At 76.6% G+C, this 14,924-nt stretch carries 9 protein-coding genes; 8 read left to right on the top strand and 1 reads right to left on the bottom strand.

The features are described from left to right. Positions 1-110 precede the first annotated feature (110 nt). Positions 111-239, top strand: coding sequence for a hypothetical protein (locus ACI79R_RS21565; protein ID WP_456575727.1), 129 nt, complete (start codon positions 111-113; stop codon positions 237-239). Positions 240-251: 12 nt separating this feature from the next. On the opposite strand, the gene ACI79R_RS21560 is transcribed toward ACI79R_RS21565, so the two are convergent. Next, complete coding sequence (locus tag ACI79R_RS21560) at positions 252-1,466, bottom strand: glycoside hydrolase family 3 N-terminal domain-containing protein (protein ID WP_456575726.1); 1,215 nt, start codon at positions 1,464-1,466, stop codon at positions 252-254. A 267-nt stretch (positions 1,467-1,733) separates the two neighbouring features. On the opposite strand from ACI79R_RS21560, the gene ACI79R_RS21555 reads away from it, so the two are divergent. The 7 genes from ACI79R_RS21555 to ACI79R_RS21525 all read left to right on the top strand — a co-directional run bounded on the left by ACI79R_RS21555 (position 1,734) and on the right by ACI79R_RS21525 (position 14,887). Beyond that, positions 1,734-2,885 (top strand): hypothetical protein, encoded by a 1,152-nt coding sequence (locus ACI79R_RS21555; protein ID WP_456575725.1) that lies wholly within the window; start codon positions 1,734-1,736, stop codon positions 2,883-2,885. Positions 2,886-3,003: 118 nt separating this feature from the next. After that, positions 3,004-3,804, top strand: a complete 801-nt coding sequence (locus ACI79R_RS21550) for a PP2C family protein-serine/threonine phosphatase (RefSeq protein ID WP_456575724.1) — start codon at positions 3,004-3,006, stop codon at positions 3,802-3,804. Further along, complete coding sequence (locus tag ACI79R_RS21545) at positions 3,801-5,381, top strand: FHA domain-containing protein (RefSeq protein WP_456575723.1); 1,581 nt, start codon at positions 3,801-3,803, stop codon at positions 5,379-5,381. The genes ACI79R_RS21550 and ACI79R_RS21545 overlap by 4 nt, the downstream gene beginning before the upstream one ends. After that, a complete protein-coding gene (locus ACI79R_RS21540; protein WP_456575722.1) occupies positions 5,378-6,967 on the top strand; it encodes a serine/threonine-protein kinase in 1,590 nt (529 codons plus the stop codon). The genes ACI79R_RS21545 and ACI79R_RS21540 overlap by 4 nt, the downstream gene beginning before the upstream one ends. Continuing rightward, positions 6,964-7,704, top strand: coding sequence for a hypothetical protein (locus ACI79R_RS21535; protein WP_456575721.1), 741 nt, complete (start codon positions 6,964-6,966; stop codon positions 7,702-7,704). Before ACI79R_RS21540 ends, ACI79R_RS21535 begins: the two co-directional genes overlap by 4 nt. Positions 7,705-7,875: 171 nt before the next feature. Further along, entirely contained in the window at positions 7,876-13,869 is a 5,994-nt protein-coding gene (locus ACI79R_RS21530) for an Ig-like domain-containing protein (RefSeq protein WP_456575720.1), read from the top strand. Positions 13,870-13,924: 55 nt separating this feature from the next. Then, on the top strand, positions 13,925-14,887 hold the full coding sequence (locus tag ACI79R_RS21525; RefSeq protein WP_456575764.1) for an AAA family ATPase: 963 nt from the start codon (positions 13,925-13,927) through the stop codon (positions 14,885-14,887). Positions 14,888-14,924 lie beyond the last annotated feature (37 nt).

Genomic DNA, 14,924 nt, shown 5'->3' with positions numbered 1-14,924 from the left:
ACCTGTTCGCCATTGACGCTGCGTGATGGGAAGCTGACGGAGTGGTGCGCGAGCGGAAGATGATCGGACACACCGGCACGACCTGCCCCCTGTGTGGTCACCGGGGTCTGGTGCTGACCGAGTCGCGGTTCGTGCGTCGGGGGCTGGCCCGGCTGCGCCCGGGTTTCGACGCCGACGCGCGGCTCTACGAGCTGTGCAAGGAGTGCGGCGCCAAGCACACCGTGGAGCTCGCCGCCTGACCCGCCCGCGGGTCAGCCGAGCAGGCCGGCCCGCGCCTTGGCCAGCAGTGCTGTGTGCACCGCCGCGTCGATCGTGGCGGCGAACGCCGGGTCCGCGGCGTCCCGCGCGACGACGGCGTCCAGCATCTCCGGCAGCGTCGCGCCCGAGACGGTGAGCACCAGCGTGCCGCCCGCGGCGAGGAACCGGACCGCGCGGTCACCCGCCGGGATGTCCTGCACCGCCTCGGCGACGCCGAGGTCGTCGGAGATGACGACGCCGTCGAAGCCCAGGTCGCCGCGCAGCACGTCGGTGACGACGACGGGCGAGAACGCCGCCGGCGCCGACGGGTCGATCTGCGTGTAGGTGGCCGAGGCCATCATCACGAACGGTGCCGCCGGCGACCGGGCCAGCGTGCCGAACGCGGTCACCTGCTCGTCGCCGCGGGTGGTGACGGTGTCGGTGGCCGGCGCGTCGTCGGTGTTCTCGACGACCCGGCCGAGGCCGGGGAAGTGCTTGAGCGTCGCCGTCACCCCGTGCGCGGCGAGCCCGTCCACCACGGTCGCGATCGCCGGGACGGCGGTGGCCACGGTGCTGCCGTACTGCCGGCCGAACGCGCCGATCGGGGCGTTGCGCGCCTCGGTGCCGGCCGGGACGACGTCGGCGACCGGCGCGAGGTCGAGGTTGATCCCGGCCGAGGCCAGGGACGCGCCCAGGCCGTCGGCGAGCGGGGCGAGCTGGTCCAGCGGCAGCCGGCCCTGCTCCACCGCCGGGGGCAGCGCGCCGAAGCCGGGGCCGCGCAGGGTCTGCACCGCGCCCCCCTCCTGGTCCGCGGCGATCCACGGCCGCAGCGCCGGGCTCAGCTGCGTCCAGCCGGCGGTCACCGCGGCCAGGTCGGCCGCGGCGATCGAGCTGCGGCCGCGCAGGAAGACGCCGCCGATGCGGGTGTCGCGCACCATGCCGTCGGCGGCGGCCAGGCCGTCCAGCGGCACGCCGACGACGAACAGCTGCGCGATCTGCTGCCGCCGGTCCAGCCCGGCCAGGGCGGCGGCCACCAGGGCCTCGTGCTGCTGGGCGACCGGGTCCTCGGTCGGCGAGGGCGTCGCGGGCGCCGCGCTGGCCGACTCGGCGCTGCTCGACGCCGGCGGCGCCGTCGTCCCCCCGCCCGCGGCCGGGGTGCTGCCGCCGCAGGCGCTCAGCACCAGCAGCAGGAGGCTGCACAGGGTGACGAGGAACGGACGGCGCGCCACCGGCCGGGGCCGCCGACGGGCCCGGCACGCCCCGACGAGTGAGCCACTGGTGCCGGAATCGCGCTTCTGGCGACTACTCTCCACGCGCACCGGAACGGGTTCGAACAGCAAGGGGCGTCGGCCGAGCGTCGACGTCATCGGGGAGCGGGGGAGTGCCCGATGGCACACGACGATGCGGGCCTGCCGCCCGTCCAGCGGTCCGACGACCTTCCCCCGGGAGTCACGGACCCCAGCCTGCCAGGCGCTCCGGGCGCACCCGGTGAGGACATGGCCACGATCCGCCGCGCCCGCCGCGGTGGCGACGACGCGCCGGCCGATCCGCAGGCGTGGGCGCCGCCGGCCGGCCCGGCACCCCACGGCGGTCCCACCACCCCGCCGCCGGCCGGGCTGATCACGTCGATGCCCGCTCCTCGCCAGGAGACGCCGGCCCCCAGCCCGGCTCCGGCGTGGTCGGCGCCACCCGCCGCCTGGGCCGCCGCCCCGCAGGCCCCCCTGCCCCCGCAGCCGGCGCAGGCCTGGCCGCAGCCGGCGGCACAGCCGGCCCCGCAGACCGCGCCCGGCGCGTGGCCGCCGGCCGCGCAGCCCCCGGCGCCGCAGCCGTGGGACGCCTCGGCCACCGCGCCGGTCGGACCGGTCAGCGCGCCGCTGCCGGCGGTCGGCGTCCCGCAGGCCCCGCCGCAGGTCATCTGGGCCCCCGCCGCCGCTCCGGCCGCCGGCGCGCCGCGCAAGCGAGGCATCGGCCTCGGCGTGCTCATCGGTGCCCTGGTGGCGTTGCTCGTGCTCGGCGGCGGCGCGGCCACCTGGTTCTTCTTCCTCCGGCCCGCCGACGACACCTCGGCCAGCACGGCCGCGGACGACGAGCCGGCCGAGGCCGGCACCGCGGTCGCCGACGAGGAGGGCGCCGACCAGGACGCCGGCGGCAGCTCCGGCAGCGGCGGTGGCAGCACCGTGACCACCGTCCCGAAGCCGACCGAGACCGCTCCGCCGACGCCGCAGGTCTCGCCCGAGCAGCAGGCGCTGCAGCAGCTGCAGGCGATGCGCGACGCGTCGGCCGCCCGGGTGTCGCTCGACGGGCGGTGGGTCGCGCAGGTGGCGTCCAAGAGCGTCGGCATCATCGATCCGCTGCAGACCACCGAGACCGGCAGCCACCAGTTCTTCGCCGTCGACATCCTCGCCGAGAACCAGGCGCTGCGGCAGCGGGTCGCCGGCGAGGGCACCGTCCACGTGCTGCTGAGCACCGACTTCGGCCGGTCCTCGCTGGCGCCGGACGGCCAGCCGTACTGGATCACCGTGGTCGACGGCGGCTTCACCAGCGCCCAGCAGATCCGGGACTGGTGCACCGCGACCTTCTACGACCTGACCCAGCAGCAGATCGAGAACGCCTGCGCCGCGCGCACGCTCGACCCGTCGCACCCCTGAACCGCCCGTCCGCACGGCGTCGTCCTGCCCGTCCGGACGCGGTTCGCCTCGTACGCTTCCCGCGCCGATCCGGCGGCCGCCGCCGTCCGGGGTCGACGCGTCATGGACAGGAGTCGGGATGCCGCAGGTCGAGCTGACGTGGGGAGTGGCGACCCACACCGGTCAGCGCAGCGAGAACCAGGACCGGTCGCTGGCGGCGCCGCCCCTGTTCGCCGTCGCCGACGGCATGGGCGGGCACGCGGCCGGCGGCGCGGCCAGCGAGGCGGCGGTGACCGCGCTGGCCACCGCGGCCGACGGGCCGACGGTCGGCATCCCCGAGCTGCGCGCCGCGCTGGACTCCGCCGACCAGGTGATCCGCGCGCTGGGCTCCGGCGATCCCGAGCGCGGCGCCGGGACGACGGTCGCCGGGGTCGGCCTCGTCGAGAGCGGCGGCGAGCTGTTCTGGGCCGCCTTCCACGTCGGGGACTCCCGCATCTACCGCTGGTCGCCGACCACCTGGGAGCAGGTGAGCACCGACCACTCGGTGGTGCAGGAGCTCATCGACGGCGGGCAGATCTCCGTGGCGGAGGCCGCCGAGCACCCGCAGCGGCACGTGATCACCCGCGCGCTCGGCGTCGGCGCGCCGGGGGAGGCGGACTTCTCGCTGCTGCCGGTGGAGGGCGGCGAGCGCTTCCTGCTCTGCTCCGACGGGCTGACCGGCGAGCTCGACGAGGACCGGATCGGCCGGCTGGTGGGCGCCGACCTGCCGCCGGCCGAGATCGCCGACCGGCTGGTCGCCGAGGCGGTCGCGCACGGCGGGCGGGACAACGTCACGGTCGTGGTCGTCTGCGCGCACCCGGTCGCCGGGGCCGACGACGGCACCGACGTCGAGGACATCACCGTGCCCCGGCTGCCCGGCACCGCCGGGCCCCGGCCGTGACCGCGGCCCCGGGCTGGCGGCACCGCCCCGGCGCGCACTGGGCGGTGGTCGGGCCGACCGCGGCCGCGCTGCTGGTGGGCGAGGCGGCGCTGCCGCTGGCCGAGCGGATCTGGCCGTTGCTGGACAGCCCCGCCGTCGACGTCGACCGGGTGCTCGACGAGATGACCCGCGACGGCCACGCCGGCCTGCCGTCGTTCGCGCTCGTGGAGGTGACCGGTGCCGGGCTGCGGGTGCTGGTCCGCGGCACCGCGCTGGCCCGGGTGCAGCCGGACGGCGCCGAGCCGCGCACGCTGGACGGCGTCGGCTTCCGGTCGTGGCGGGAGGACGTCGTCCCGGACGCCGCGGTCGCGGCGCTGACCGTCGCCCGGGAGCAGGCGATCGGCCCGCTGCTGCCGCTGCGCGGCGGGATCGTGCGCGCCGGCGCGCTCGAGCTGGCCGGGGCCGCCGCGGCGCCCGAGGCCGCGCCGATCGTCCCGGCGCCCGCGGAGGAGGCGGCGGTGCCCGAGCCGGCCGCCGACCCCGGCCGCACCCTCGACGAGAGCTGGTTCGACGCCGAGGCCGGCCGGGCGGCGACCCCCGCGCCGGAGCCGGAGCCGGTGCCCGCGCCGGTCGCGCCCGAACCGCCCGCCGCCGAGCCCGAGCGCCCCGCGGACGAGTACTACGACCTGGTCACCGGGATGACGCAGATCGGCAGCGTCGAGGACGCCGCCGTGCGACCGGAGGAGGAGCAGCCCGCTCCGCCGCCCGCCCCGGCACCCGCCGGCCCGCCGCCCGTCGCGCCGCCGCCGGCCACCCTCCCGGCCGCCGCGCCTCCGGCCTGGGGGCCGCCGACCACGCCGCCGGTCGCCTCCTGGCCCCCACCCGGCACCGCGCCGGCCCCACCCCCGGCGCCGGCGGTCGCCCCGGCTCCCCCGCGGCCGGCTGCCGCGACCCCGCCGCCGGCTCCGTCCGGCCCGGGGCTGATCAGCAGCATCCCGTTCCTGTCGCCGCCGGCGTCCGCACCCGCGACCCCGCCGCCGGCCCCGGCACCGGTCCAGCCCGCGCCTCCCGCCGACGAGGAGGCCGTCCTCACCGTCGCCCGGGTGCCCGGCGGCGCGACGGCCGCCTCGAAGGTCGGCGCGCTGCCCGCGGTGGTCTGCCCGAGCGGCCACGCCAACCCCCCGGACGCCGAGCGCTGCCGGATCTGCCGGGCCGACGTCTCGTCGGCGCCGCAGCAGTGGGTGGAGCGGCCGGTGATCGGCCGGCTGCGCTTCGACGGCCCGCCCGGCACGGTGCCGGTCACGGGGCCGATGGTGATCGGGCGCGCCCCGCGGGCCGACCGGGTCTCCGGCGACGCGGTGCCCACGATGGTCACCGTGCCCAGCGGCGACGGTGACGTCTCCCGCTCGCACCTGCGCGTCGTCGTCGAGGGCTGGCACGTGATGGTGGTCGACCTCGACACCACCAACGGCACCATCGTCGAGGACCCGAACGGGGAGAGCCGCCGGCTGCGGCCGGACGAGGAGAAGATGATCCTGCCCGGTTCGCGGGTCGTGCTCGCCGACACCGTCGGCTTCGTCTTCGAGGCCGCACCGTGAGCTCGGCGATCCGGTCGGTGCCGCCGCAGATCCCCGGCTACACGCCCGAGGCGGCGCTGGGCACCGGCGGCTTCGCCGAGGTCTTCCTCTACCGGCAGGCGATGCCGGAGCGGGAGGTGGCGGTCAAGGTCCTCGGCGAGCGGCTGACCGGCGCGGACAGCCGGCAGCAGTTCTTCACCGAGGCCAACCTGATGGCCCGGCTGTCCACCCACCCGTACATCGTCACGATCTACACCGCCGACGTGACCGCCGACGGCCGGCCGTTCCTGGTCATGGAGTACTGCTCGGGCTCCGACCTCGCCCGCCGGGTCAAGCGCGAGCCGCTCTCGGTCGCCGAGGTGCTGCGCACCGGCATCCGCATGGCCGGTGCCGTGGAGACCGCGCACCGGGCGGGCATCCTGCACCGCGACATCAAGCCGGCCAACATCCTGGTCACCGACTTCGGGGCGCCGGCGCTGACCGACTTCGGCATCTCCGCCGCGGTGCACGACACCACCGGCATCGAGGGCCTGTCGGTGCCGTGGGCGCCGCCGGAGGTGCTCGAGGACCCGGCCCGCTCGACCGTGCAGAGCGACGTCTACTCCCTCGGCGCCACCGTGTGGCACCTGCTGGCGGGGCGCTCGCCGTTCGCCGTCCCGGGCGGGCCGAACGGGGTGCCCGACCTGGTGCACCGGATCACCTCCGAGCCGGTGCCGCGCACCGGCCGGGAGGACGTCCCCTCGCGGCTGGAGCGGGTGCTGGCCCGGGCGATGGCCAAGGACCCGGCCCAGCGGCACGCGACCGCGCTCGACCTGGCCCGTGACCTGCAGGCGGTCGAGAACGCCGAGGGCTACGCCGAGACGCCGGTCGACGTCCGGGCCGACACGCGGGGCGGGCGGCCCGCGCCGTCCGCCCCCGTCCGGCCGGCCGCGAGCCCGCCGTCGCCCGCCGATCCCGACCTCGTGCCGACGACCGGCCCGACCCGGCCGCCGGTCGCCGCGCCCGCACCGGCTCCGGTGCCGCAGCCGGTGCCGCAGCCGATGCCGCCGCCGGCGCCGGTCCCGCCGCCGCAGGCCGAGGAGCGCACCGCCGCCCGACCCGGTGCCGGCACCCCGCCGCCGGTGGACGACACCCAGGTGCGCCCGGCGGCGCCCGCCCCCGAGGAGCCGGAGCCCGCGGCGCCGCGACGCGGCCGGCTGCCGGTCGTCCTGGCCGTCGTCGCGGTGCTGCTGGTGCTCGGCGGGGTGGTCACCTGGCTGGTGACCGGCGACCCCGACCGGCCCACGCCGCCGCAGCCGACGACCGCGTCCCCGGCGACGCAGGAGGGCGTGCCGCTGGCCGTCGTCCCGGCCCCCACCGGGCTGGCCGGCGCCCGCCAGGCCGACGGCTCGCTGCTGTTCACCTGGCAGACCCCGGATCCGGCCGAGGGCGACAGCTGGGTCGTCCGCCGCACCGAGCCCGGCGCCCCCGCCGGCGCCCAGCTGGTCGGCGAGCCCGCGTTCACCGTGACCGGCGTGCCCGCCGGGGCGCAGGCCTGCGTGGCGGTGCAGGTGCGCCGGGCCGACGGCACCCTCTCCCGCGAGCCCGCCGAGGCGTGCGCCGGATGAGCGCCCCGGAGGAGACGGCGGCGTCGCGCGCCACCGTGCTGTTCTGCGGCGAGGCGCACGAGGTCTCGCCCGACCGGCCGTTCACCATCGGCCGCGACGCCGACCTCGTCGTCGACGACAACCCGTTCCTGCACCGGAGGCTGCTCAGCGTCCAGTACGACGCGGGGCTGTGGTGGCTGGCCAACACCGGCGCCCGGCTCTCGGCCACGGTCAGCGACCGCGACGGCCTGCTGCAGTCGTGGCTCGGCCCCGGCGCGGCGCTGCCGCTGGTGCTGCCGCACACCGTCGTCCTGTTCACCGCCGGGCCGACCACCTACGAGGTGGAGGTGCTGGTGCCGGCGACCTACACGCCCACCGGCGCCGGCCGGGAGGACGGCGACGCCGCCACCACCCTCGCGCCACCGGTGCTGACCGCCTCGCAGTACCTGCTGGTGCTCGCGCTGGCCGAGCCGCTGCTGCGGCAGGGGGTCAGCGGGCGCACCGAGATCCCGTCGTCGGCGGAAGCGGCACGGCGGCTGGGCTGGGCGCTGACCCGGTTCAACCGCAAGCTCGACAACGTCTGCCAGAAGCTGACCCGCAGCGGCGTCCGCGGGCTGCACGGCGCCCCGGGGGCGCTGGCCAGCGGCCGCCGGGCCCGGCTGGTGGAGTACGCGGTCGCCAGCCGGCTGGTGACGGCCGACGCGCTGCCGCTGCTCGACCAGCCGCAGGGCGACCAGCCCGACCCCGACGACGCCTGACCCGCGGCGCGGCGATCTGGACGGAACCGGACCGGTCCGTCCACCTCCTGCGGCCCCTGTGACTGCTGGGTCTCGCAACACGCGGGGTCGTACCGATCAAGCGATGCGCCGCATAGCCTTCCTGCGCACGGCAGCTGCCGGGCACGGGGGCGGCTGCTGCGAGGGACGTCGATGGGTGGACTGCGGTCTGCGTTCGCGCGCCGGCGTCGCCTCCTCTCCGGCGGTGCCGTCGGGCTCGCCGCCCTCACCCTCGCCGGCTTCGCACTCGTCAACCCCGGCTACCCGACCGCCGAGGTGGAGCTGCACGACGCCGGCATCTGGGTCACCAACGGCGGCGAGCTGCTCGTCGGCCGGGTGAACCGGCAGATCGAGGAGCTCGACGCCGCGGTCGGCGCCACCGACGACGAGGTCGACGTCGTGCAGGAGGGCGCCACCGTCTTCGCCGTCCAGTCCGCCACCGGCACGCTGCAGCGGCTCGACGTCGCCTACGTCGCGCTCGGCGACGACGTCCGCCTGCCCGCCGGCGCGCAGGTGGGCCTGGGCGGCGGCCGGGTCACCGTGCTCGACCCGTCGACCGGCGCGCTGTGGATCCGCGACGCCGACGCCGTCGGGGCGCTCGACACCAGCACCGACGAGGCCGACCTGACCGTCGGCGCCGACGGCGTGGTCGCGGTGGGGCCGACCGGCGTGGTCGCCGCGGTCTCGATCGCCGACGACGAGCTGGTCGTCGTCCCGCCGGACGGCGCGCCCAGCACCGTGCCGCTCGGCCGCGACCTCTCCGACGCGCAGGTCACCGTCGTCGGCGACCAGCCGGTCGTGCTCGACCGGGAGCGGCACGAGCTGCTCACCGCCGACGGCGAGGCGCACCCCCTCGACGACGACGGGACGGCGCAGCTCCAGCAGCCCGGCCCCGCGTCGCCCGGCGTGCTGGTGGGCACCGACGGCGCGCTGCTCGACGTGCCGCTGGCCGGCGGCGCGCCGGCGCGGCTGGCGCAGGGCAGCGGCGAGCCCGTGGCCCCGGTGCGGCTGGGCGACTGCGCGCACGGCGCCTGGCGCACCGACCCCACCTACGCCCGGTCCTGCGGGGGCGCGAGCGCCGAGCCGGTGGCCGTGCCGACCGCCGAGCCCGGCGCGGTGCTGCGCTTCCGGGTGAACCGCGGCGCGGTCGTGCTCAACGACACCGGCAGCGGCACCGTCTGGCTGCTCGACGACGCGATGACCATCGCCGAGAACTGGGACGACGTCCGCCCGCCGGACCCGACCGACGAGACCGACGAGCAGTCCGATCGGTTCGACGAGGCCGAGACCCTCGACCGGCCCGAGGTCAACACCCCGCCGGTCGCGGAGGACGACTCCTACGGCGCCCGGCAGGGGCTGCCCACGCTGCAGCCGGTGCTGGACAACGACACCGACGCCGACGGCGACGTCCTGGTGATCACCGCGGTGCAGCAGCCCGACGCCGCGCGCGGCAGCGTGCAGGTGGTCGAGGGCGGCCGCCGGCTGCAGTTCACCGCCGCTCCCGGAGCCACCGGCACCGTCGGCTACGGCTACACGGTCGACGACGGCCGCGGCGGCAGCGCCAGCGCCCAGGTGCAGGTGGAGATCCGCCCCGCCGGCGTCAACGAGCCGCCGCAGCTCAAGGGCGACCCGAGCGAGACCGTCGTCGAGCTCCGGCACGCCGTCACCCACAACGTGCTCGCCGACTGGATCGACCCCGACGGCGACGAGATGACCCTGGCCTCGGTCACCGGCCCGCCCGGCGACACCGCCACCGGTACCGCCGACGGCTTCGTCACCTACCAGGACTCCGGCACCGCGCCCGGGCTCAAGCTGGTGGACCTGGTCGTCTCCGACGGGCAGGCCGCCAGCCCCGGCCAGCTGCGGGTGCAGGTGCGCCCCGGCGGCCAGCTGCCGCCCACCGCACGCGCCGACCACGCGACCGCGTTCGCCGGCGAGCCGGTGGTCGTGGCGCCGCTGGCCAACGACACCGACCCCAACGGCGACGCGCTGCGGCTGACCGCCGTCGAGCCCGAGGGCGCGCTGGAGGTGGCGCCCGACTACGTGGCCGGCACCGTCACCCTCACCGCCGCCGCGCCCGGCTCCTACTACGCCGTCTACACGATGGCCGACGAGGGCAGCACCGCGCAGGGGCTGATCCGCCTCGACGTGCTGCCCGGCGGCTCGAACACCCCGCCGGTCGCGGTGCGCGACCTGGCCTTCGTGCCGGCCGGCGGCCGGACCACGGTCGACGTGCTCGCCAACGACGTCGACGTCGACGGCGACGTGCTGGTGCTGACCGGGATCACCGTCGCCGACGGCGCCGGGGTGTCGGTCAGCGTCGTCGACCACCGGTTCCTCACCATCGCGGCGCCGGCGCTGCTGCCCGGTCCGGTCGTCGTCACCTACACGGTGTCCGACGGGACGGCGAGCGCGCAGGGCGGCGTGATCGTGCGCAGCGCCCCGCCGAACGCGGTCAACCGCCCGCCGGTGGCCGCGCCGGACACCGTCACCGTGCGCGCCGGTGACGTCGCCACCGTCGACGTCCTGGCCAACGACACCGACCCCGACGGCGACGAGCTCTCGATCGACCCGGAGCTGGCCGAGCTGCCGTCGGCCGGCACCGTCACCGTGGTCGGCGACCGGCTGTCGGTGCAGGCGCCGGCCCAGGCCGGCACGCTGCACGCGGTCTACGTGGTGCGCGACAGCACCGGCCAGCCGGCCTCGAGCCAGCTCACCGTGCACGTCCGGCCGGACGACGGCCGCAACAGCCCGCCCACGCCGCGGGCGCTGACCGCGCGCGCCCTGGCCGACAGCCGCGCCCGCGTGGAGATCCCGCTGGCCGGCCTGGACCCCGACGGCGACTCGGTGCGGCTGGTCGGCGTGGGCAGCGCGCCCACGAAGGGGCGGGTCGTCGAGGTGGGCACCGACCACCTGGTCTACGAGGCCTACGACGAGCCGGGCACCGACACCTTCACCTACGTCGTCGAGGACCGCTTCGGCCTGACCGGCACCGCCACGGTCAAGGTCGGCATCGCGCCCCGACCGCCGGGCAACCAGCCGCCGACCGCCCAGCGCGACGACGTCACCACCCGGCCCGGCCGGACGCTCACCGTCGACGTGCTGGTCAACGACTCCGACCCCGACGGCGACAGCGTCTTCTTCGCCACCGAGCCGTTCGAGGGCGCCGAGGACCTCGACGTCCGGCTCAGCGGCAACCGCGTGCGGATCGTCGCCCCCGACGAGGGCTCGGTGACCGTCGGCTACCGGATCACCGACCGGCACGGCGGCGAGGCGCTGGGCACCCTGACGGTGTCGGTGGACGGCGCGGCGCCGCTGCTGCCGCCGGTGGCCGTCGACGACGTCGTCCCCACCGAGGTGCTGGTGCCCGGGGAGTGGGTGCCGGTCGAGGTGCTGGCCAACGACCGCGATCCCGACGGCTCGGCCGAGGACCTCTCGGTCTCCCTGGACGTCGGCTCCGACGTCGCGCGGACCGACGAGCTGGGCCGGGTGCTGGTGCGCGCGACGGCGCAGCCGCAGACCATCCCGTACACCGTCGAGGACGTCGACGGCCTGACCTCCTCGGCCGTCGTGCTGGTGCCGCGGGCCGGGGACCTGGCGCCGCGGTTCCGCGAGGGCGCCCAGCGCCAGACCGTCGGCGCGGGCGGATCGACGTGGGACCTCGCCGACCTCGTCGAGGACCCGGAGGGCGCCGACGTCCGGCTGACCGGCTCGGACATCAGCGCGACGCGCTCGGACGGCGGCCGGCTGGCAATCGACGAGACGACGCTGACCTTCACCCCCGCGCCCAACTACGCCGGCCCGGCGTCGCTCACCTTCGAGGTGACCGACGGCAGCAGCAGCGCCGAGCGGCCCGACGGCAACACCGCGCTGCTCACCCTGCTGATCACCGTGGACACCGACGTCAACCAGCCGCCGGTGTTCATCGGGGCCTCGATGACGGCGGTGCTCGGCGAGGACGCCTCGCGGCTGGACCTCGACGACCTCGTCGACGACCCGGACGGCGGCGACCCGGTGTTCGAGCTGCCCGACGCCGCGCAGCTGCCGGCCGGCTTCGACGTCTCGCTGGACCGGGGGTCGACGCTGCGGGTGGCGGCCGCACCGGGTGCCACCCCGGGCCTGATCGGCCGGCTGAAGCTGTCGCTCAGCGACGGGGAGAACCCGCCGCAGGACGCGTGGGTGGACCTCCGCGTCGTCTCCAGCGACCGGCCGCTCACCCAGGCCGTCGCCGACACCGCGACCGCCGACCAGGGCGACGAGATCACCGTCGACGTCCTGGCCAACGACGTGAACCCCTATCCCGGGGAGCCGCTCACCCTGACCGGGGCGAGCCTGGTCGGCCAGGGCGCGGAGGTCGGCACCGACGGCAACCGGGTCACCGTCCGCCCGCGCGCGGACTTCGTCGGCACGGTGACCGTCGAGTACTCGGTGCAGGACCAGACCGGCGACCAGAGCCGCGAGGTGCGTGGCCTGCTGACCGTCGCCGTCCGCGGCGTGCCCGAGCGGCCGGTGGCGCCGGCGGTGCTGGAGAGCCGCAACCGCGAGGTCGTGCTGTCCTGGGCCGCGCCGGCCTCGAACGGGGCGCCGATCACGGACTACGTCGTCCAGGGCAGCGGGGTCTCCCAGACCTGCCCGACGACCACCTGCACCATCACCGGGCTGCGCAACGGCGACACCTACACGTTCACCGTGGTCGCCAGGAACGAGGTCGGCGACAGCCCGGCCAGCGCGCCGTCCGGCCCGGCCCGGCCCGACACCCAGCCCGGCGTGCCGGCCGCGCCGGTGCTGACCTTCGGCGACGGCGAGCTGACCGTCGCCTGGAGCGCGCCGGCCAACGAGGGCTCCCCGATCACCTCCTACGACGTGGAGCTCTCGCCGGGGAGCACGGCCACGGTCACGGGCACCTCGCACACGTTCACCGGCCTGACCAACGGCCAGAGCTACACCGCCCGGGTGCGGGCGCACAACAGCGCGCCCAACCCGGGGGAGTGGAGCCCGAGCTCGGCGCCGGAGATCCCGGCGGGCGTGCCCGACCGGCCGGCCGCACCGGTCGCCACCCCGGCCGGCGGCGAGCTCGGCAACCAGGTGCAGGTGTCGTGGACGGCGCCGGCCACCAACGGCGCGCCGATCGACGCCTACACGCTGGAGATGCGGCAGGGCGCCACCGTGGTCAACACCCGCACCTATCCGGGTGGGACGACGTCGGACACGCTGCCCGCGCAGAACGCGCAGGACTACACGTTCGTGGTGACCGCACGGAACAAGGCGGGGCTCTCGGAGCCGAGCCCGGCGTCGGCCACGGTGCGGGCCTTCGGCGCGCCGTCGAAGGTGCAGGGGGTCAGCGCGACCGCCACGGGCAGCAACGGCGTGGTCCGGCTGGACTTCGCGCCGGCCCAGGACAACGGCCAGGCCGTCACGGAGTACCGCGTGGTCATCAGCCCCGGCGGCGCCACCCGGACCGTGGGTGGCCCCGGCCAGCAGATCACCGGGCTGACCAACGGCACCGACTACCGGTTCACCGTGCAGGCCTGCAACACCTACTGCGGACCGGCGAGCGACCAGTCCGCGGCGGTCCGGCCCTACGGCCCGCCGGGGGCGCCGCAGGTGTCGGCGTCGGCGGCCGGCCCGCAGACGATCCGGTTCAGCTGGAGCCCGCCGGCGGAGAACGGCCGCCGGATCACCGGGTACCAGTACAACGTCGACGGCGGTGGCTGGTCGGGCACGACGTCGGCCACCAGCGTCGACGTCGGCACCGGGTACAACACGCCCCGGCGGATCCAGGTGCGCGCGGTCGACGAGGCCGGGTCGCTGGGGGCGGACGGTACGGCCAGCGGCGGGCCGTCGCCGGCCAGCGTGACGGTGAGCCGTGGCGCCCACCAGACGGTCGCGGGCTGCGACGACGCCCAGTGCGGGTACATCGTCATCGACCTGCACGGGCTGCGGCCCAACCAGTCGTTCCGGGTCACCTACGGCTCCGACGACCCCGGCGGGCCGAGCGCGCTGAACGCCCGCCCCCACACGATCACCAGCGACGGCGCCGGCAACGCGCACGTCGTCGGGCCGAAGGTCTACGGCTACCCGAACAACCACGTCTGGGTCACCGTCGACGGCCTGGAGTCCAACCACCTCCTCTGGGGCTACCGGTGACCCCGGGCGCCCCCAGCACCAGCACCACCGAGAAGCGGAGAGCAGCAGCGTGACCATGACCCCCGACGAGGCCCGCTGGTTCGCCGGCACCGTCGACGCGATCGTCGCCAACGTCGGCCGCGCCGTGCTCGGCAAGGAGCACGTCGTCCGGCTGGCGGTGACCTGCCTGCTCACCGAGGGCCACCTGCTGCTCGAGGACTACCCGGGCACCGGCAAGACCTCGCTGGCCAAGTCGCTGGCCAACACCGTGCAGGGCAGCCAGAGCCGGATCCAGTTCACCCCGGACCTGCTGCCCGGCGACGTCACCGGCGTCACCGTCTACGACCAGCGGACGATGACCTTCGACTTCCACAAGGGGCCGATCTTCGCCAGCATCGTGCTGGCCGACGAGATCAACCGCGCCTCGCCCAAGACCCAGTCGGCGCTGCTGGAGGTCATGGAGGAGGGCACCGTCACCGTCGACGGCGTCCGGCACGACGTCGGCTCGCCGTTCATGGTCATCGCCACCCAGAACCCCGTGGAGCAGGCCGGCACCTACCGGCTGCCGGAGGCCCAGCTCGACCGGTTCCTCATGAAGACCTCGCTGGGCTATCCCGACCACCAGGCGACCGTGGCGCTGCTGGCCGACGCCAGCAATCGCAGCCGCGCCGGAGAGCTGGCGCCGGTGGTGACCGCCGAGGTGGTCGCCCAGATGGCCGGCCTCGCCGACACCGTGCACGTCGACCCGGCGGTGCTCGAGTACGTGAGCACGATCGCCACCGAGAGCCGCCGGGCGCCCGACATCCGGGTCGGCATCTCGGTGCGCGGGTGTCTGGCGCTGGTGCGCGCGGCGAAGACGTGGGCGGCCATGCAGGGCCGGCACTACGTGATCCCGGACGACGTCAAGCAGCTGGCCGAGCCGGTGCTGGTGCACCGGATCATGCTCGACCCGGAGGCCGAGTTCGCGGGGAAGACCGCCACCCAGGTGATGCAGCAGGTGGTCGCCGACATCGCCCCGCCGGCGCAGCGAGCCGCATGAGGGCGGTCCTCCCCGCCATTCGCGCGCGAATGGCGGC

This window comes from Blastococcus sp. SYSU D00820 (assembly GCF_054050695.1).
Note: the sequence above shows the minus strand (reverse complement) of the source record. Positions and strands in the feature narration are given on the sequence as shown.